This is a genomic window from Sporosarcina psychrophila (genome assembly GCF_001590685.1).
Taxonomy (GTDB): Bacteria; Bacillota; Bacilli; order Bacillales_A; family Planococcaceae; genus Sporosarcina; species Sporosarcina psychrophila.
This window is the reverse complement of the sequence record NZ_CP014616.1, coordinates 4540399-4559340: the sequence shown is the minus strand read 5'-3', so window position 1 is coordinate 4559340 and position 18942 is coordinate 4540399. Positions and strand designations below refer to the sequence as shown.

Below are 18942 nucleotides of genomic sequence, written 5' to 3'. Positions count from 1 at the left end.
TCTTGATGTATAAGGGTTCTTTTTTTGATTGATAATTGAATCTAAGATGACAGTCAGAGCGACCCTTCCTTTAGACTCGCTACGGATGAGTACAATCTTCAGGCGAAGCAATTGAAAGATGGTACCAGTGGGATTGGATTTAACAGGATAGAGTATGTGGGTGACTGACATCCTAAATGTAGTGGCGTTTATTCAAAAAAAGCGAGTCACACTCCGGTAAGAAAAAAGGGTGACTCGCTTAGTTATATTCTACTTGTTGAATAAGTCCAGACTGTCAAATTAACGGGAAGTAACTCAATCTATTTCTCTTGCTCTCTGTGTATCCCTAACATTTTTCTGAACGGTTATCGCTGCAAATATACTAAGAACGAAAGCCATACCATAGAACCCTTTTTCACTTAAGACAATACTTCCTGCGTTGTATAAACCGATGGCCATTAATAAAATAGATATAATAAGTGCTAACCAACTAATACCATAATAAATGTTCGTGACTGGTATTCCTTCTTCTTTATCTCTTACAGCTTTTTGTAACGAGACAGATGAATAGAGTCCGAATACTAAAATTGCAAAGTAATATCCTTGTTCATTCAGTTCCATAGCTGCATTATACAGGCCTAAGAGATAAGCTGATACTCCTATTACCAGTGCTGCCCATGAAGCTCCTTTGAAAACCGGAGTTGGTTCTCCATCTTTTCTTTTTATTTTCATTTTTGGGGCGTTTTGTTTTTCCATATCAAATAAATCTTCATTATTATTAGTCATTGAATGTTCTCCTCCCCTTTCGACAATCATATCTGAACGAGTATAAATCAGCAATGTTTTTTGAGAATAGTCTAACTCCTCTAAAAAAGTTGAATCTGATTTTAAGTCTACAAAAGTGTTAGCTTTAACAGGGATCATCAAGGATTATTCGCAAATGAGTTCGTTTCTATCATTCTTTGAACATTGCAGCTAATTTTTTGTTGGAACTTTTATAGTATGTAAATAAGGGGAAATTAACTAGTCGTGTATATATAATTTTATGGGATATATTCTGCGTATTGGGAGAAAGAAGAGGTATACAAAAAAATATCTATGATGGTGAGAATTCTTTCCAAAGTTATATTGGAAAGCAGGGGATTGGTTAAAATGATGCAGCCCATCTAAGTAAGTCGCTTCTTGTATTACAATTTTCTAATGGGTTACAGCCCAATCCGAACTAATACATATTATTTTAACGTAACTATCAAACTGGACAAACTGACGGAAATTGAACACTGAATCCAAATGGAAATACTCGATCCCGATTGGACTTATGGGGAAAAATGATAGCTGGCGATACTGTAGCTGTTAATTACATATTATGATTGACAGGTTTAAATATTACAGGGTAAAAATGAAAAGGGGAGGAAACAACATGTTTATACATTCATGAGAGTCTTCGAGGGAGATCAAATCATACAAAAAGGACACGCTTTTAAAACTCATTCTTAACTTTTAGGTATAATACATATGAACTAATGCGGCTAGTTAGCTAATTAACATAAGAGTCTTTATAATTAAGGTATTGACATCCATGAATACTATTTGAAGGATGAAAATAAGTTCTAAATCTGGAAGCACTACAACCATCCCTTTTTAGCTTGCATTAAACAGAAAAACTTCTATTTCATAAAGAAATTGAAGTCATGTACATTGTTGAACAATCAGTCATTAACTCATTTATTAAAAAATAGCTTACACGAGATCATTATCAAGCGCAGGAAAAATTTATTTTACAACTACTAAATAATCGGAGGAGAATGACTATGACGTACCTATTACAAGTGGATTTTAAAATGGATGGACCATTCGGAGATGAAATGGCGGAAGCGTTTACTGATTTAGCAAAAAGCATCAATGAAGAAGAAGGATTCAAGTCGAAAGTTTGGACAGAAAGCCCAGAAACAAATGAAGCCGGTGGAATTTACATTTTCGAAACAAAAGAAACAGCTGAAAAATATCTAGATATGCACACTAAAAGATTAGCCGGATTTGGAGTCACAGCCGTCAACGCAAAAATCTTTGGGATTAATTCTAAACTTACCGAAATTACTAAAGGGTCGATAAAGTAAATAAAAAACCTGTAAATTTATTGTTAAAATTCACGGATTTTATATCGTCTCTTATCAAACGAAAAGTAGTACATCAGTGCTTGAGTAGAAACTCTTTCTGTAAAGAAAGTTCAGGATACTCTTGAGAATTGTATTAGTATCTAGCCGGCCCCCTTGAGGGATCAGCTATTTGACCGTCCGATCTATCAAATCGGACGGTCTTATTTTTTTATTCAATTTAATTGCTTGATATATAAGATTGGATAGCTAACAGGTAGGATCTTCATTTCTACAAGGGGGTTTTTGTGAAATGGGTCTTTTACAACCACAATTTATTTTGAGTGAATAGGAAAAAGAGCTGATATTATTCGAATAGTATCAGCTCTTACCTATTACTACTTAACGGGAAGTGTATCCAGCATCCACATAAAGGGATTGTCGATCTACAAATGAATATGGGGTTTCCGTGCAACAATTATCTTGCACGGAAACCCCACACTAATATCAGATTAAGTTTTTCACAACTTTTGACATCGTTCCTCCGTCTGTTTTCCCGGTAAGTAATGGTTTTGCGATCTTCATGGCATCACCCATGTTCATACCTTTGGTGATTCCTGCCTCTGTCAACATTGTTACAATTTCGTCTTCGCTAAGTTGTTTAGGCAAGAATTTTTTGAGCAGAACTAATTTTGCTTCTTCTTGTGCAATTAAGTCTTCACGCTGTGCTTTTTGTGCGCCTTCCAGCGCTTGATTGGTCTGTTTGATTTCGCGGTTGACGATGGCAACTTCCTCATCAGTTGAAAGAACTGCACCTTTTTCCTTTTCAGCGCTATCGAGTGCTGCTTTTACTAATGTCAGTACTCCTTTTGCGAGCACATCTTTTTCCCTCATGGCATTCTTTAGATGTTCGAATACGATTGTCTTTAACATTTTTGGATCTCCTCCTATTAGTGGTTAAAAGTATAGAAGAGATGCATGTGAAAAGCAACAAATGACGATTTATTTATATTGACTTGAATCAGCACAAACTCCCTGCTCTGCTGATTAGCGGAACTCTGGCTAAGGTCGCCGCGTCCTGCGGATGTCCGTTCTTTTTTGCATGGTTATTCAGCTAACTACATTCATAATTGTATGGTGCCTCACATAAATAATAGTGTATCTTAGGGAATTAACTTATGGGTACAGGAGGCAGGAATAACTATGAGAGAAAACAATGGAGGGGAATCAGGTTCTTCCACGCATCTAAACAGAAATGTATCAAAATTTTGGGCTGAGGAAATGCATTCACAGACTGTAGGTGAAAGAGGTCCTGTACTGGAGCAGGACAGTATTTTACATGAAACATTGGAGACCTTTGTCCATTCAACAATTTTAGAAAGACCAGTGCATGTTAAAGGCTTTGGTGCTTTTGGTTACTTTGAGACTGTGTATTCTATGGCAAAATACACAAAGCTGTGCTTTTTACAAAATCCTGGGCAGCAAGTTCCAGTTACTGTGAGGTTTTCGCTTGCTGTAAGTAATAAAGGTACTCCGGATACCTCACGAAATGTGCGTGGATTTTCTACTAAGTTTTATACTGAAGAGGGTATTTTTGATTTGGTCTTCAACCATATTCCTGTATTTTTAGTACGAGATGCTATACGTTTTCCAGAGACCATTCAAGCTTTTTTACCCTCGCCCGTAAATAACTTGATGGATCCCGAAAGGTTCTGGAGCTTCATAGCCAGAGCGCCAGAATCAACCCATTTTGTTGTTCGGCTTTACTCTGATGCAGGCACAGTAAAAAGCTTTCGCCACATGCCGGGTTATGGTGTGAATACCTACGTTTGGAAGAACGGGGAGGGGGTACGCAGTTATGTAAAATATCACTGGGTTCCTTATGCTGGGGAGCAGTATATAGATGCTCAAGAAGCCGCCCGATGGAATGGCGAGAACCCAGATATTGCAGGTCAGGATTTGTATGATACCCTAGCAAAGGGAGAGCCTGTTGTATATGGGCTTTATGTGCAGCTTATGAATCCGAAAGATGAAGCCACTCTTCCTTATGATCCATTGGATGATACAAAAGTTTGGGATAAACAGCAGTACCCTCTGATGCCGGTTGGCCGCTTGACGTTGAACCGCAACCCGGATAACTATATGGAACAAGTGGAGAAACTGGCATATTCACCGTCCAATCTTTTGGAAGGGGCCGAATTATCAGATGATAAGATGCTGCAGGGACGCGCCAATATTTACTCGGATTCCCAGCGGCGGCGGCTTGGACCAGATTTTCGCAAAATACCTATCAATCATCAGGAAGACTGGACACCAGCAACACAAGTGACAAGCGGCAACGGCAGATTTGTGGAGGGGCATCTTGAACGATCCGATTTGCCAAAACCGGATGATTTTACGCAGGCCGGGCAATATTATCATGCTCTTCCCCTTGAGCAACAAAATCACCTAGTAAATAATCTTTCTGCTGATCTTGCCGGCATATCCGATGAGACACGACGCATTGTTTTGACGTATCTGTACAATGCATCGCCGGAACTGGGAGAACGGGTTGTCCGACAAATTAAGACACAGACAAAGGGTTAATTCGATAACTTTCACTAAAATGATCAAACCTTATTATGAATTTTTCGAATTTAGGTACATGTACAATACACTACTCAAAAAATACAATTGAACAATAATAAAATGAAGATTGGACATGTACGCGGATGTCTAATCTTTTTTCTTGTTTATTCAGAAGTTAGAAAAAATAAAAGCACCAAAAGTTCAAAAAAGGGAGCGCTTCTCTACATTGCATGTCATTGAATGAAAATGAGTTTTGTGATTATTGATTTTGTGAAGACAACTAGTACAATCTATATTTTCAATACGGTTTCTTAATCTAAATTACAGCAGAAGATTAAGATAAAGGAATGACTAGCCTGTACCAAAATAAGAACGGTCATGAGAATGCCATTATTGAATATATTCACCTTCCCGCAAATCGGAAAGATTCAAAAACCTGTAATTATTCCTAGTTGACGTTTTCTTAGAAATCATTTTGTTAATTTCATATTTTCCTTTTGTGTATAGGTAAGGATATGATTTTATGTTTCTTCACTCTCTATTTCCACCCATGACTGTGACCAATTTTCTATTTCTTTCAAAACTGGTTCTAATGAATGCCCCTTTTCCGTTAAGGAGTACTCAATAATAACAGGTGTTTCAGGTATAACATTACGCTTTACAATCCCTTGTTGTTCTAAATCTTTTAAGCGTTCTGACAAAACTTTGCCACTAATTCCGATAGAAGATTGAATTGTACTAAATCTGTTTGAGCCCGACAATATTTGATTGATAATCAAAGCCATCCAGCGCTGACTTAAAAGCGAGAGGGCTTTTTCTAATCGGGGACAAATAATAGATTGCTTCATTTACTTTCACTCCTTTATATATAGTGTATAACACGAGGGGTTAATATCATAAGTAATTAACTTACTTGACAGCTATAACATTCTACAATATAGTTAATTACATAAAGTAACTAACTATAAAGGGGAATAGAGAAAATGAATAAAAATGATGTGGGTACGGTTATTTTGCGTTTGGTTTTAGGTCTTACTTTTTTCATTCATGGATTATCTAAGTTTCAAGGGGGCTTAGCTAACACTGCTGGTTTTTTCGAAAGCCTTAGTATTCCAGGATTTTTAGCTTATGCCGTTGCAGTTATAGAGTTAATTGGCGGTATTCTGCTGATACTTGGTATTGGAACACGAATTATTTCTGTATTGTTTGCTGTTATTATGCTGGGGGCAATTTTCACGGTAAAAATTTCTGCAGGGTTTCTTGGCAATGATGAAATGGCGGGGTACGAATTGGAATTGGCACTACTCGCTATGTCCATTTTTCTCGTTTTTGCAAACAGCACTCGTTTCTCGTTAGGTAATAAAATCTTTCGTTCTGAGGGACAAAAATAAAAAACGGAGGTAAGAAATATGGAATTTCATAGCAAACCAAACACTTTTGTAGGTCATGTAAACATTAAGGTACAAGATTTAAATCGATCACTTACGTTTTATCAGGAGATTCTTGGTTTTCAAGTTCTAGAACAAACTGAAAAAATGGCTAAACTAACAACGGATGGCAAAACGAGTGTGTTGTCAATCGAACAACCAGAAAACGTAGTACCCCAGTATGGAAAAACTACGGGTCTATATCACTTTGCCCTTCTTCTACCTAAACGCTCAGACTTAGCTGAAATCGTGCATCATTTTATGGAAATCGGTTTGCGGTATGGATCATCAGATCATCTTGTAAGTGAAGCTTTATATTTAGCAGACCCAGATGGAAATGGAATTGAAATTTATATAGACCGCGAACCTTCCAAATGGACTTGGAGTAACGGTGAAGTGGCAATGACAGTGGATCCATTGAATTTTGAAGATCTTCTATCCGAAGGGAGACCGCAGTCATGGAAAGGTTTACCGGCTAGGACCGTCATGGGGCATATTCATTTACATGTATCTGAATTGAAAAAGACCGAAGAGTTTTATACTAAGGGCCTCGGTTTTGAAGTGGTTAACCGGTATGGCAATCAGGCGCTTTTCATCTCTACGGGTAAATACCATCATCAAATTGCCTTAAACACTTGGGCCGGAGTTGGGGCTCCAACACCACCTTTAAATAGTGTTGGGCTGGAGTCGTTTACTATAGTTTTAGCAGATGAGGTAGCAAGGAATAATGTTATCGCCCAGTTGAAGAATATTGGTGTAGCTGTGACAGAAGAAAACGGTTCTTTAGTTTCCTATGATCCTTCTGGGAATCGTATTTATCTAGGGATTTAAGGGGGCGATTTATAAAAGTAGAGTATTGAAGCCGAGATAAATAAATCGTATAGGTGGTTATTATGTGGGGTTTTTAGATAGACTATTAGGTAGATCTAATGAGGAGGAAAAAACAATGACAAATGAAAAATTGAAAATAGGTATTGTTCAAGGTAGTGTGCGTGAAGGGCGAAACGGTGATGCTGTAGCAAAATGGATGGTTGATTTTGCGGAAAAACGTAATGACGCGGAGTATGAAATCGTAGATCTTGCAAATTACAATCTTCCATTCTTGGGTTCAGCAAATGCACAACCTGGTGCTGAAGGACAAATAAAAGCTTGGTCAGAAAAAATGGCTTCTTTCGATGGTTATATTTTCATCACACCTGAATATAACCATGCCATCGGTGGAGCGCTAAAAAATGCACTTGACTTCTTAAACCCAGAATTGAACAATAAAGCGGCTGGTTTTGTTGGATATGGTAGCTTGGGCGGTACGCGTGCACATGAAAACCTGCGCCTGATTTTGGGTGAGCTACAAGTTGCTGACGTACGTACGGCAGTTACGTTCTCACTTATGTCTGACTTTGAAAACATGAGCGTGTTCAAACCTGCTGACTACCATGCAGCCAACGCGAACACAATGCTTGACCAAGTCCTTTCTTGGAGCGGTGCATTGAAAACTGTACGATAAATTAACAATTTTGTGCCAAGTGCCACTCCACAACTTGTAATTGTGTTGGTACTTGGCACGTTTTTTTATAACGTCAAAAAGGAATAAGTTTTAAGATGACCTTTTGGTAATTTAAAGTTCATTTGCGTTATATCTATTGGCCATGGAAACGAGGAATTACACATGTGTTGATTAACCAAAGGAAACCAGTAAATGACTGCTTAACTTTGTGTTAAAACACTAGTCGTCTTACGTATTCTTAACTGTCATTATAATTGACTAGCATCTACCTTAGTGGAATTTTTCCCCTTAACCTGTTTTAACGTCGCTACTATAAGAAAGCTAACAATTACTAATAAGAGCCATGAACTTACCTTTCCTAGGTGAACGAGACTCCATGCATCGGTTTGGTTTGGGTATTTCCATGCACCAAAGAACGTTGCAATATTTTCAGCTATCCATATAAAAAATCCGATGAGCACAAAAGAAAGTGCGAGTGGCATGCGGTAACGAGTTCCATCAACCTCGTATGTGACCCATGATTGCCAAAAGACGATAATTACAAGTCCAGATAGCCACCACCGAACATCGATCCAATAATGGTGAGTGAAAAAGTTTAAATAAATTGCAGCTGCAAGAGGCACAACTATCAAAAACGGTGGCCACTTAACCAGTTCAACCTTTAACCTCCTCCATGCCTGGCAAAGATAACTCGCTACACTCGCGTACATGAATCCACTATATAAAGGCACTCCAAAGATTTTGAAATAGCCATCCTCTGGATAAGCCCAGGAGCCCATATGTACTTTGAAAATTTCAAGAGCAAGTCCAATAAGGTGGAACAATGTGATAACCTTTAGTTCATCCCGTGTTTCAAGCCCAGAACGCACCATCCACCATTGCATCAGAAGGAAGATAATGAGCAGCCAGTCATAACGTGGTAGGAACGGAAGTGGGATGAATTGTGTAAAAGCCAAAGAGGCGAAAATGACGACAGGAAACAAACATGATAGGGCCTGCTCCCGGCCAAAACAAACGAGTTGTTTTGATGCTCTCATGATTTGTGTCTCCATTTTTGGATGGTTAAATTCATGAGTAACTCCCTTTTTATGAAATAACGTAAAAAGATGTCCTTTTTCTTTCAATGTTAAATACCTCCACTTTGTTAACCTTGGTTGTCTTCATCACTTCGGTATTCCAAAATATCTCCAGGCTGACAGTCCAAAGCTTTACAAATCGCTTCTAAAGTTGATAATCGAATCGCTTTTGCCTTTCCATTTTTCAATATAGAAATGTTAGCCATTGTTATTCCAACCCTCTCTGAGAGTTCTGTCACGCTCATTTTCCTTTTAGCCAACATCACATCAATATTGATTATTATTCCCATTGTTTTCACCTCAGACTGTTAAATCATTTTCTGATTTTATATTAATAGCTTCTTGCAAAAGTTTTTGGAGAACGGCAGCAAAGACTGCGATTACCATTGGAGCAAAAATAAAGAGCATTCCAACCAATATGACACCCGGGGCGTCGTCTAACTCCGCAAAGATAAAGAAGAAGGGCATACCAACCACATATAAGCCACTGATTGTGATTGCACAATGTTTTATATTTTTCAAAGCTTTTACAGATATTTCCGAGAACGCTTTGCTCTTATCAATATAATTTAAAAGTTTAAAAGCCTGATACAATGCAACGAAAAATGGTATCGCCGAAATATACATAATTATTACAATGCCGTATAGTACATAAGCAAACTCAGAATTACTTTCTGCTGCTTCTTTAGCTAGCAGGGGCAACCCAAAAATACATAAAGCAACAATAGGGATTCCAAGAAGAATAACGGCTATTTTTAAAAAGTTTGTTGAACCTCGTTTCAAAAAAAGCACCTCACTTATTTATTAGTAATTTCATTTTAGCACGTTTTTTATCGATTCGCAATAAATGTTTATCGTTTTTAGTTGTACCTTATTTTATAAAAACATCTTTTTAATTTTAGGCAAAGATAAAAAGCATTTCTCATTACAGGGAAATGCTCCATAACTTTAAACTATTCAACTTATAACTTGTGCAACTACTTATTTATCCATGGCTCACTCTACCTGAATTCGCTTCTGATTAGAGTGTCCTTTTAACACCATACATGTGCTTGTCGAATAGGCGACTAGCTCATCCTTTTCATCAAAGATATTACACGTTAATAAACCTATTGAAGAGCCTTTTTTCATTAACTTCCCCTCAGCACGTAATTTACCTCTGAAAACTGGTTTGAGGAAATTCGTTTTTATTTCTACCGTTGAAAACAGTTCGTCTTTCTTGAGTGTGGTCGCAAACGCATAGCCCATCGCGGCATCTGCGATATCACATATTATTCCACCATGAAGTGTTCCCATCGGATTGTGTAGTTTTTCCGTCACGTTGAGTTCAATGATCACCTTTGCATCCTCCGCTTTGGTCACTCTAAATCCAATTAAATCAGCAGCAGGTGATTCAGGCAATTCGCCCTTAGCAACCTTCTGTAATACTTCTAAAAAATTCATCGATTAGCCACCATCCTTATAAAAGTAGAATCCTTTTTGGAACGGTCATTCTAAAAGGTCAGTCTAAGACGCTCAATATTGCATTAATCACATTCTTAAGATTCTGCTTCTCAGCTGTGGTTTTAGCTAAAACTAGCATATCAGTGTTGGAACATTCAGTAAAATAACGAGTGCAATACAATCTATAAATAATTATTACTTCTTAAAAAGTTAAACCATAACCCGCTATTTCTAACTTCGATTCCTAGTATCTGGAGTCACAGAAGGTCCATCTTCAAATTCACTTGGGGAAAGCTTTTTAATCCATGCATAAATAAAAAAAGCTGTTTGCCCCATACTCGGGAACAAACAGCATCTTACAACAGTTCTCTTTCAAACCCATCTCTCTTTCCAGGTTGAAAATGAATGGTTTGCGAATTAATTGGGAACCAAAATACTAGCTATACTTCAGTCAGGCTAATTTTGCTACTTTCATTCATCATTTCTAAGAATTTAAGCGGGATATTGAAGTCATTCTTTTCATTAAAAAGAGGTGTAGTAAACTCTTCATCCATTCGTTTAATTTCATTGACTTCTTTTTGAAGATTCTCCATCTTTTGATCCAATTCGTTGGCAGATTCCGCGGCCTCTTTCAACTCTTTCGTAATTTTTTCAGGGACAGATTTGTTGAATTTATAAAAGATTTTATGTTCCAGACTTGCCCAAAAATCCATAGCAATTGTCCTGATTTGCATTTCCACAAAGACGTGCTCTACCCGATCTGTCATAAACACAGGAATTTTTAATATCAAATGAAGACTCCGATAACCATTGGGTTTGGGATTTTGTATGTAATCTTTGTACTCAATCACTTCAATATCCCTTTGCTTTTGAATCATTTCACTTAGTTTATAAATGTCGGAGTTAAAGGAGCAGTTAATACGAATGCCTGCGATATCCCGCATATTTTCCTTTATGGAAGACAGGGACAGTTCAACATTTTTACGATGTGCCTTTTTAATAATGCTTTCTGGTGTTTTCAAGCGGGTATTAATATGTTCGATGGGGTTGTATTCATGTATTAATTGAAATTCTTCTTCCAAGATATTGATTTTGGTGCTCACTTCGTCTAACGCAAATTTATAGGCCAGCATGAATCTCGTCATTTCTTTTTTTAGATGATTCAATCGGCTATAGTCTAGTTCATTTGTCAGTTTCAAAATAAATTCCTCTTTTCTTTACGCTCACTATGACTAAGATGTTCTATAGTTGGCTTTTACTTTAGCTTCTCTCTTGCAATTGAATGGTGACGTCCGGTAGAAATACCATGCGATGTAATCTTCTTTGCCTTCGCATTTTCATATCCTTTTTCAATAAATAGAATGCATTAACTCTCAAATAAAGCTGTTCACTTACTTTGGGAACGTTCTTGTTTGTGCATCTACTTATCGCCAATTGAATGATAGCACGAATACAAAAAAAACTTTACTTGAGTTCTAGCTATTTTAGCATTTCTACTGGATATTTGCTGTTTCGTTCACTCTTTATTCGAAAAGAGGAAGCGGGTCCCGGGAGATAAATCAGTTCTCCTTCTTTGCCACAATCCTCTGTTATTCAGGAAAGTCTAGGCGATGACCCCATCCAGATTGTTACAATAGTAGCAACGATATGTGTTATTTCAAGAAATACGATAAACTTTATCGTAGAAAATGAAAAGTGATTTTTTAAAACGATTTGAAAAAGACTTCGCCTCGAGGAATCACATCTTGTACTACTTTGTAGGCACCTTTTTGTGGCACCTGCATTGATCCTATTGCTTGCCAGAAAATGGCTACCGGTTTCAGTAGGAGATATGTTTTTGTCGGTCATAAAAATTATTCTCATTCCGATTGTCCTAGGACTCGTTGCGAAAGTGCTGTTCCGTAAGCAAGTAGAACAAAGTGTAAAGGCTATGCCGCTTGTTTCTGTTATCGCGATTGTTTGCCATTGTCGTGGCGGTTGTCAGTGCAAGTCAGCAGAAAATTGCTGAAACAGGATTGCTCATCTTACATGTTGTTATTTTGCATAATTCTCTTGGCTATTTGCTAGGCTATGGGGTTGCTCGCTTAATGAAATTGGATTATGCTGACCGGAAAGCTATTTCCATTGAGGTGGGAATGCAGAAATTTGGGCTCGGTGCCGCATTGGCAGCAGCGCACTTCTCACCACTTGCAGCTGTGCCGAGTGCCATCTTTAGTGTATGGCATAATATTTCCGGCTCACTACTCGCAACATAGTGGAGCAAAAGCTCTGGAAAAGTTAAAGAAACAGATGAGGCAAGTCTGAAACCATTGGAAAATTAAAGTTTTTAACAACTTATTAATTTTTTAGGTACCCACTCATGGAACTATACAGATATGGACAATCTTTTAATTGAATTACTAATCCATGATCAAATGTTTCCCTGCAAAATTTGCAATGCCTGTCGTATTCGGCATTCTATTACTACAAGTCTTAGCATCATTGTTCGGCAAAGTCTTATAAAAATATCAAGTGAATTTTTGTTCATAGTGTGAAGCCATACTGGTATAAAGAAATCCGCAGGCGGGTACAATTGCAGGGAGACGCTTTGGATTTAAATGACTTTATTGTTGTCGATCACATATGTTAGTATTTTACGGAAAAGTGTTCACGTCGTAATTGCTGCAATGATATTCAATTAAAGTACCCATTCATAATAAAAGGTCAACCAGATATTCCTGGTTGACCTTTTTATATATGGTCTGATTATAACGGTAATCGGGTTAGTAAGAGTTATCTATACTCCATCTTTAATTGGTGATTTTCATCATAATGAGAAGTAGGGTGATATGGGATAGATGGAATTTCCTCGAGATTGTGTAAACGCTTTTTATATTCATCTAGGTATTGTTTTCGGTCTTCTTCATCATGTGATGGAGTCCAAGAGATGAATGGTTCGACGGGTTCAAAGCCAGCAAAGTAAAGCATTCCGTGATTAATAGGATAAAGTATCTTCTCATTCATATCACCGTCCATTCCATACGGCGTATACGCACCTTTAGGAGAGCCTGTTGTAGCGGACAACATCGCTTTTCTACCTTTGAGACCGCCAGTATCATATCTATTACCTCTCGAATAAATAAAGCCAGAAGCAAATACTCGATCAAACCACCCTTTTAAAATGGCAGGAACAGAATACCACCATATAGGAAATTGGAAAATGACAAAATCCGCCCAAAGAAGTTTATCTTGTTCTTCTTGAATATCTGGAGAGAAACTACTCGTCTTCGTTGCGTGTTTTTGTTCGACTGCATATTTAAAAAAGTTCTCGTTTTGAAGTAATTGAAAGTCATCACGATCAGCAACAGCTTTGAAATTCATAGCATATAAATCTGACACTTTGACTTGATGACCTAGAGATGTTAATTCTGAAACGGCAAGGTCTTTTAAAGCACTATTGAATGATTTTGGTTCTGGATGTGCGTAAATAATTAATATATTCATGATCTCAGCTCCTATAGTTTAAATACATTATTCACGAAGGTGAAAAATTCCATATTCATTAAAAGTCGATTTCCAGTTGTTTTTTAGATGTAGAGTTTGCTATTAGTACACCAGCTAAAATGAGCATCGCAGCAAAATAGCCTTGTAGCCCCATATTTTCATTTATGAAGATGAATGCAAATATAGCTGAAAAAATGGGTTCAAGCGAAAAGAGAAAACCGGTGCTTTCAGGTGTTGTGTACTTTTGAGCAATTGGCTGCATAACAAAGCCATAAGCAGAGCAGATGAGTGCTAGACCGAGTATAGAAAACCAATGAATCGCACTGGCCGGCAAAACAGGAGTCTCAAATAGAAAGGTTCCAACGGTTGCAAAAAAGGTAGCAAATCCCAGTTGGTAAATACCTAGCTGCAAGGCATCAACCTCGCGCACAAAGCGGTTTGTCACGATAATATGGACTGCATAAAGGAGGGCAGCTACTAAACAATAGTATGCGCCGGATGCAATAGTAAAATCATCTCCAATCAGTAGTAGTGCTAAACCGGTAGAGACAATTAGAACGCCGCATACAATTTTTCTACTGGGGAGTTTACGTGTAATGAATATTTGTAAAACGGGAACGAGGATAACTGTTGTACTCGTCAGAAAACCGGCTGTAGAAGCAGTCGTGTTTTTTACGCCGTACATTAATGCAATGAAAATCCCACATAGCAGAGCGCCTACAATCGCACTATACTTTAACGTTTTAGCGTCTACACGGATTATTTTTTTGAAGAATATCAGTACCATAACGATAAATGCAATGCCGAATCGTAAAGCGACAATCGTTATTGGAGGAATTACATCCACAGTGATTTTCATGAAAATATATGATGCTCCCCAAGCCAATGAAACCGTAGCTAAAATTAAGTTTGCTTGACGCTGTGTCATGCTCGGAATTCATACCCTTTCATCTGTTTATCTATATCGTATCACCGGTACTTGTATTAATATAATGAATATTTATAATGGAACTATTAGATTAGCTAATGTAAGGGAGTGAGAGAAGATGAATCCGTATGATGCTTTTGTCAAAATCATTGAAACCGGCAGTTTTACCAAAGCAGCTGAAGAGCTTCGCTATACACAATCTGCCATTAGCCAAATGGTCCATTCATTAGAGAAGGAGCTTTCGACCACGCTGATTTTACGCTCCCGCAAAGGAATTACGTTGACGCCAGATGGCGAGGAGTTTTTACCTTATATTAAGAATATACGAAATTCACATCAGGAATTAATAGAAAAGCATAACGAGATGCAAGGACTGCATAGTGGACTTATCAGAATTGGAACGTTTTCGAGTGTTTCATGCAATTGGTTGCCAGGATTGATGAAGGATTTCAAGGAACAGTATCCAGCTGTTCATTTTGAATTACATCAAGGCGAATATACGAATATCTCCAATTGGATTAAAGAGGGAAGCGTTGACTTTGGCTTTGTCAATCCAACTGCTGTCACGAATCTGACAACCATTCCGCTGCAAGAAGATGAAATGCTTGCTGTATTGCCAATGGACCATCCTTTAGCTAAGAACCGCAATGTTTCCTTGAAAGAATTAACGAATGAACCCTATATTCTTTTGGATGAGGGAGAACTAAGCGAACCGTTAACCATTTTTAAACAAAATAACTTAGAACCCAATATACAATACCGGGTGCATGATGATTATTCGATTATGGCCATGGTTGAACAAGGGCTTGGGCTTACTATTTTACCTAAGCTTGTCTTAAATAGATGCCCGTATAACATTGTGACGAAAACGATCTCTCCAGCTGTTTTTCGTACAATCAGTTTGGCATACAAGGATAAAAAGGTATTGCCGATAGCAAGTAGATATTTTATTGACTTTATCATAGAGAGAAATAGCAAACTCGTTTGAAGTTTAACACCGGATTGCAAAAGAATTCCCAATAAAACCTCGCAACTTATAACTTTATAAGAATGATAAATTGGAGGAGGCTGCTGTTTTATCGGTTGTGCACATCAGTAGGGTGAAGAGGAAGCCGCTAAATAAAGAATTACAAAGACATTCATCTCGGCTGTCTGTATTTACGTTTGGTACAAATCGAGTCGGGTTTTCTGGATTTTAGTTTGGAATTTGATTGCCAGGCAATTTTCACTGTAACAAAACTTTATACCCTTGTGCTTTGTACTCATAGACGTTTTTTAAGCTTTATTCTAAAATTAACATATGGAAATATTTGAGTATTTGCATTTCGGAAACTAGGATGAATTTGTGCAAAGGGGCCTATTATGACGAATGACTATGAAGGAAAACGAAAACAACTAAAAGTAATTCAATTTGACAAGGCGAAAAATACGCTTATTGAAAAGACAGAGCCGAAGGAGACGTTTGCTGATGTTGGCGGTTTGGAGGATGTTAAAAAGAAAATTCAGATGAACTTCATCCTTCCACTTAAAAATCCAGAGTTTTTTAAAGCATATGGCAAAGAAGCTGGGGGGAGTTTACTGTTATACGGACCACCGGGTTGTGGAAAAACATTTTTGGCAAAAGCGATTGCGGGTGAAATAAATGCCAGTTTTCTACATTTGGAATTACAAGCAATTTTGTCTATGTACGTAGGGGAAAGCGAGCATAATCTCCATGATGTATTTGAAGCAGCGCGAGAAAATAAACCATGCGTCTTATTTATTGATGAGTTGGATGCAATTGGTGGAAATCGGCAAAACATGAGACAACATCATGAGAGGATGCTTGTCAATCAGTTGCTCCTTGAGTTAGATGGTCTAAATTCTCATAATCATGGCATCTATGTTATTGGCGCAACGAATACGCCGTGGTATTTGGATTCTGCATTACGGAGACCTGGTCGTTTCAATCAGTTGCTGTTCATACCCCCGCCAAGTGAAACGGAAAGAGAAGTCATCTTAGAATTAAAACTGAAAGACAAACCTCAGTCTTCGCTAAATCATAAAAAAATTGCTAGTAAAACAGAACATTTCTCTGGGGCTGATCTTGGCCAACTTGTCGGGGATGCAATCGAGTCTGCATTACACCGTTCGTTGGAAACGGGTGAACTACAACCGTTAACGAATGATGATTTAAGTGGAGCATTGAAGCAAAGGAAGCCGACGACTTTAGAGTGGTTTTCCACGGCTAAAAATTACGCCACCTTCAGTGATGTGAATAAGGATTATCAACATGTGCTTGATTATATAAAAGAGAATAGAATTAGATAGGTTGTGGGTTGCGATGGACGAAGAAAAACAATATGCACAGCTTATGCGGATTGAACAATTATGTGAGTGGAGTCGTTTTAAAGATGCCATTAAAGAGACGGAAAACTACATTCAACAATACCCCGAAGATGCGGATGGTTATGCGCTGCTCAGTAAAGTCTATTTAATGTTAGATGACTTTGAGAAATCTTGGCATTGGTCACAAGAAGCATTAAAGAAAGAACCGGAAAATGAGGTCGCGTGGGAGGTTAGGGTATCGACGCTTTACACAGAAGGTAAATATGATGAAGCGATGACCGCGATTAAAGAGGCTTTAACGATTTACCCCGAAGAAGGCCATTATTATTTTTTGAAAGGGAATATTTATAATCAGCGTGGTAATTATAAGAAAGCGAAAGAAAGCTTTCTCGTTGCTTTAAAATTTGAGACTTCTAATGCACTCTATCTTGCAAATTACAGTTATGTTGAAAGTATTTTGGGGAATCAAGATCTTGCTCTTCAGGCGGAAGAACAAGCATTGGAACTAGATCCAGAAAATTCAACTGTCTTTATGTATTTAGCTTGGGCAGCTGATCAAAGGGGAGATCATTTAAAGTCATTGCATTACTTGGAAAATGCAGTCCGACTAAAACCTGATAATCGCCAATTAAGAGAAGAGTACTTGGAAATTTTACAAAAGCAATATAAAGTGTACCGATTATTCTTGGTGCCGTCTAAACTATTAACAAGAGTAAAACCGATATATGCATTCCTACTTTGGATTGTGGCCTGGATTTTATTTAAGCCACTTGTCGTTGTATTTATTATTTTATATGTCCTGGCCCATTGGTCGACGAAAATCATTGTCAATGTAAAGGTGTTTGGTCGGATAATTGTAAAGGCATGAAATCTAGTATTAATGAATAGATATGAAAAAAGGTACCTAGTTCTGAATTTCAGAAACAGGTACTTTTTTAGGGTTTTTATGGGGATTAAACGATGTCGAAGGCGATAATAATAGCCTCCGTTTTTGGATGTCAGTTATAGTAGTGAACGAAAAATTTGAAGAATAAAGTCTATTGATTGAAATCAGCTAAAGAACTTTTTCTGTAGCAAAGGGAAAACAATGCATCGAATAACTGTATAAGGTATCCATAAGCAGTTAGAATGCGAAGAAACTTTATTATCTAAATATATTGACAATTATAAAATGGAAATGGTATCCTAAAGTAGTTAGATTTACAAAAAAAGAGGGAGGCACGGAAAAAATGATTAAACGTGTATATTCTACCTATAACTTTATAGTCATTCCGTGCGTAAACAATCTTTCTTTTAACTAATTAGTATCGGAATGGCATATATTCTGCCGTTCTTTATAATGAGCACACGCTTATTTTAATAGGCGTGTGCCTTTTTGAGTTCAATTTAAATACAAATTGGTGTTTCCACGCATTGCGTGTTGCATAAATAAGTAGAAAAGGAGTGTTGACTATGTTTTACGTAATTCAGCAAAGAAAAGTATTGAGGAAGGAATCTACAGAGAGCGGATAGTGAAAGATTTTAATACTTTAAGAATTAATTAAAAATAAGATTGAGGAGGAGAATAAAAGATGATCAACAAAACTGTAAATAACAGATTGAATAAGCGATTCGGAGAAAATAAATTGGAGTCACCAACAGTATATTTAGGTGGTAAATATATAACAAGAATGGTGTTTGCCATACCTTTACAATAAACTTGGAAGTGCTCCTAAGGGAGTAATAGAATGTTTGAACATGATATAGAATACGTCCGTGAACGGATGCGTGAATTACAAAAAGAAGCAAGAGCTCATGAATTAGCACGTCACTGCATGAGCATGAAAAAGAAAAACAGAAAATCTTTTTGGGTAATTTTAATGAGCTACTTTGAGAGATGAGTAACTAATCGGTTACTTCTGTTATAGGGCACATCATATAAATAGTAAAAAACATCTTTGTCTACAATGAGATCTAGTAGATAAAGATGTTTTTTATACATGGTAACAGTTTTTTGATTAATAGTGCATCAACTTTCAATAGAAGCACTAAAGTCAGAGATCTATATCATTTCTGGCTTTACATTTGCCTACACAAATTTCCGTGTCTAGCGAACAATCGATATTAAGATAGC

At 37.4% G+C, this 18942-nt stretch carries 19 protein-coding genes and 1 pseudogene; 10 read left to right on the top strand and 10 right to left on the bottom strand.

What is annotated here, in order from left to right; genetic code table 11:
• Positions 1–294: 294 nt before the first annotated feature.
• Complete coding sequence (gene yiaA / locus AZE41_RS21390) at positions 295–765, bottom strand: inner membrane protein YiaA (protein WP_067213699.1); 471 nt, start codon at positions 763–765, stop codon at positions 295–297.
• A 1025-nt stretch (positions 766–1790) separates the two neighbouring features.
• On the opposite strand from yiaA, the gene AZE41_RS21385 reads away from it, so the two are divergent.
• Positions 1791–2096, top strand: a complete 306-nt coding sequence (locus tag AZE41_RS21385) for a monooxygenase (RefSeq protein WP_067213698.1) — start codon at positions 1791–1793, stop codon at positions 2094–2096.
• A gap of 483 nt (positions 2097–2579) precedes the next feature.
• Here AZE41_RS21385 and AZE41_RS21380 read toward each other — a convergent pair whose 3' ends face one another.
• Positions 2580–3005 carry a GatB/YqeY domain-containing protein gene (locus tag AZE41_RS21380; protein ID WP_067213697.1) on the bottom strand — a complete coding sequence of 142 codons (426 nt, stop codon included), beginning with the start codon at positions 3003–3005 and terminating at the stop codon, positions 2580–2582.
• Between the two features lie 270 nt (positions 3006–3275).
• On the opposite strand from AZE41_RS21380, the gene AZE41_RS21375 reads away from it, so the two are divergent.
• Positions 3276–4658: a catalase gene (locus AZE41_RS21375; protein WP_067213696.1), complete on the top strand. Its 1383-nt coding sequence runs from the start codon at positions 3276–3278 to the stop codon at positions 4656–4658.
• A gap of 503 nt (positions 4659–5161) precedes the next feature.
• Here AZE41_RS21375 and AZE41_RS21370 read toward each other — a convergent pair.
• Positions 5162–5488, bottom strand: coding sequence for a winged helix-turn-helix transcriptional regulator (locus AZE41_RS21370; RefSeq protein WP_067213695.1), 327 nt, complete (start codon positions 5486–5488; stop codon positions 5162–5164).
• A 135-nt stretch (positions 5489–5623) separates the two neighbouring features.
• Here AZE41_RS21370 and AZE41_RS21365 point away from each other — a divergent pair, with 135 nt between their 5' ends.
• The 3 genes from AZE41_RS21365 to AZE41_RS21355 all read left to right on the top strand — a co-directional run bounded on the left by AZE41_RS21365 (position 5624) and on the right by AZE41_RS21355 (position 7571).
• Entirely contained in the window at positions 5624–6031 is a 408-nt protein-coding gene (locus AZE41_RS21365; protein WP_067213694.1) for a DoxX family protein, read from the top strand.
• Positions 6032–6049: 18 nt separating this feature from the next.
• The gene (locus AZE41_RS21360) at positions 6050–6898 is read left to right on the top strand and encodes a VOC family protein (protein WP_067213693.1); all 849 of its coding nucleotides are present in this window, start codon (positions 6050–6052) and stop codon (positions 6896–6898) included.
• A gap of 115 nt (positions 6899–7013) precedes the next feature.
• Positions 7014–7571, top strand: coding sequence for an NADPH-dependent FMN reductase (locus AZE41_RS21355; RefSeq protein ID WP_067213692.1), 558 nt, complete (start codon positions 7014–7016; stop codon positions 7569–7571).
• 248 nt (positions 7572–7819) lie between these two features.
• Here the strand turns inward: AZE41_RS21355 and AZE41_RS21350 are convergent, their stop codons facing one another.
• The 5 genes from AZE41_RS21350 to AZE41_RS21330 form a co-directional block, all read right to left on the bottom strand.
• Positions 7820–8608 carry a DUF817 domain-containing protein gene (locus AZE41_RS21350; protein ID WP_067214108.1) on the bottom strand — a complete coding sequence of 263 codons (789 nt, stop codon included), beginning with the start codon at positions 8606–8608 and terminating at the stop codon, positions 7820–7822.
• A gap of 107 nt (positions 8609–8715) precedes the next feature.
• The gene (locus AZE41_RS21345; RefSeq protein ID WP_067213691.1) at positions 8716–8937 is read right to left on the bottom strand and encodes a helix-turn-helix domain-containing protein; all 222 of its coding nucleotides are present in this window, start codon (positions 8935–8937) and stop codon (positions 8716–8718) included.
• A 10-nt stretch (positions 8938–8947) separates the two neighbouring features.
• The gene (locus tag AZE41_RS21340) at positions 8948–9430 is read right to left on the bottom strand and encodes a DUF2975 domain-containing protein (protein WP_067213690.1); all 483 of its coding nucleotides are present in this window, start codon (positions 9428–9430) and stop codon (positions 8948–8950) included.
• Between the two features lie 213 nt (positions 9431–9643).
• Positions 9644–10090 carry a PaaI family thioesterase gene (locus AZE41_RS21335; RefSeq protein ID WP_067213689.1) on the bottom strand — a complete coding sequence of 149 codons (447 nt, stop codon included), beginning with the start codon at positions 10088–10090 and terminating at the stop codon, positions 9644–9646.
• Between the two features lie 440 nt (positions 10091–10530).
• Positions 10531–11289 carry a GTP pyrophosphokinase gene (locus tag AZE41_RS21330; RefSeq protein WP_067213688.1) on the bottom strand — a complete coding sequence of 253 codons (759 nt, stop codon included), beginning with the start codon at positions 11287–11289 and terminating at the stop codon, positions 10531–10533.
• Positions 11290–11861: 572 nt separating this feature from the next.
• Between AZE41_RS21330 and AZE41_RS21325 the strand changes: the two are divergent.
• Positions 11862–12345 (top strand): annotated as a pseudogene (locus AZE41_RS21325) (bile acid:sodium symporter family protein); the annotation flags it as partial.
• A gap of 517 nt (positions 12346–12862) precedes the next feature.
• Here the strand turns inward: AZE41_RS21325 and AZE41_RS21320 are convergent.
• Entirely contained in the window at positions 12863–13573 is a 711-nt protein-coding gene (locus AZE41_RS21320; RefSeq protein ID WP_082786768.1) for an NAD(P)H-dependent oxidoreductase, read from the bottom strand.
• Positions 13574–13631: 58 nt separating this feature from the next.
• Entirely contained in the window at positions 13632–14501 is an 870-nt protein-coding gene (locus tag AZE41_RS21315; protein ID WP_067213686.1) for a DMT family transporter, read from the bottom strand.
• 118 nt (positions 14502–14619) lie between these two features.
• Between AZE41_RS21315 and AZE41_RS21310 the strand changes: the two genes are divergently transcribed.
• The 4 genes from AZE41_RS21310 to AZE41_RS22960 all read left to right on the top strand — a co-directional run bounded on the left by AZE41_RS21310 (position 14620) and on the right by AZE41_RS22960 (position 18709).
• On the top strand, positions 14620–15489 hold the full coding sequence (locus AZE41_RS21310) for a LysR family transcriptional regulator (protein WP_067213685.1): 870 nt from the start codon (positions 14620–14622) through the stop codon (positions 15487–15489).
• Positions 15490–15863: 374 nt separating this feature from the next.
• Positions 15864–16811 (top strand): ATP-binding protein, encoded by a 948-nt coding sequence (locus tag AZE41_RS21305; RefSeq protein WP_067213684.1) that lies wholly within the window; start codon positions 15864–15866, stop codon positions 16809–16811.
• Positions 16812–16824: 13 nt separating this feature from the next.
• Positions 16825–17697: a tetratricopeptide repeat protein gene (locus AZE41_RS21300; RefSeq protein ID WP_067213683.1), complete on the top strand. Its 873-nt coding sequence runs from the start codon at positions 16825–16827 to the stop codon at positions 17695–17697.
• 859 nt (positions 17698–18556) lie between these two features.
• Positions 18557–18709, top strand: coding sequence for a hypothetical protein (locus tag AZE41_RS22960; RefSeq protein ID WP_156476126.1), 153 nt, complete (start codon positions 18557–18559; stop codon positions 18707–18709).
• Positions 18710–18942: the final 233 nt, after the last annotated feature.

Excerpts from the sequence above, each read along its gene's own strand:
- AZE41_RS21320 (WP_082786768.1), bottom strand. The coding sequence starts at position 13,573 with ATGAATATATTAATTATTTACGCACATCCAGAACCAAAATCATTCAAT.
- AZE41_RS21315 (WP_067213686.1), bottom strand. The coding sequence starts at position 14,501 with ATGACACAGCGTCAAGCAAACTTAATTTTAGCTACGGTTTCATTGGCT.
- AZE41_RS21380 (WP_067213697.1), bottom strand. The coding sequence starts at position 3,005 with ATGTTAAAGACAATCGTATTCGAACATCTAAAGAATGCCATGAGGGAA.
- AZE41_RS21300 (WP_067213683.1), top strand. The coding sequence starts at position 16,825 with ATGGACGAAGAAAAACAATATGCACAGCTTATGCGGATTGAACAATTA.
- AZE41_RS22960 (WP_156476126.1), top strand. The coding sequence starts at position 18,557 with ATGTTTGAACATGATATAGAATACGTCCGTGAACGGATGCGTGAATTA.
- AZE41_RS21345 (WP_067213691.1), bottom strand. The coding sequence starts at position 8,937 with ATGGGAATAATAATCAATATTGATGTGATGTTGGCTAAAAGGAAAATG.
- AZE41_RS21355 (WP_067213692.1), top strand. The coding sequence starts at position 7,014 with ATGACAAATGAAAAATTGAAAATAGGTATTGTTCAAGGTAGTGTGCGT.
- AZE41_RS21375 (WP_067213696.1), top strand. The coding sequence starts at position 3,276 with ATGAGAGAAAACAATGGAGGGGAATCAGGTTCTTCCACGCATCTAAAC.
- AZE41_RS21310 (WP_067213685.1), top strand. The coding sequence starts at position 14,620 with ATGAATCCGTATGATGCTTTTGTCAAAATCATTGAAACCGGCAGTTTT.
- AZE41_RS21365 (WP_067213694.1), top strand. The coding sequence starts at position 5,624 with ATGAATAAAAATGATGTGGGTACGGTTATTTTGCGTTTGGTTTTAGGT.
- AZE41_RS21360 (WP_067213693.1), top strand. The coding sequence starts at position 6,050 with ATGGAATTTCATAGCAAACCAAACACTTTTGTAGGTCATGTAAACATT.
- yiaA (WP_067213699.1), bottom strand. The coding sequence starts at position 765 with ATGACTAATAATAATGAAGATTTATTTGATATGGAAAAACAAAACGCC.
- AZE41_RS21305 (WP_067213684.1), top strand. The coding sequence starts at position 15,864 with ATGACGAATGACTATGAAGGAAAACGAAAACAACTAAAAGTAATTCAA.
- AZE41_RS21335 (WP_067213689.1), bottom strand. The coding sequence starts at position 10,090 with ATGAATTTTTTAGAAGTATTACAGAAGGTTGCTAAGGGCGAATTGCCT.
- AZE41_RS21385 (WP_067213698.1), top strand. The coding sequence starts at position 1,791 with ATGACGTACCTATTACAAGTGGATTTTAAAATGGATGGACCATTCGGA.
- AZE41_RS21370 (WP_067213695.1), bottom strand. The coding sequence starts at position 5,488 with ATGAAGCAATCTATTATTTGTCCCCGATTAGAAAAAGCCCTCTCGCTT.
- AZE41_RS21350 (WP_067214108.1), bottom strand. The coding sequence starts at position 8,608 with ATGAGAGCATCAAAACAACTCGTTTGTTTTGGCCGGGAGCAGGCCCTA.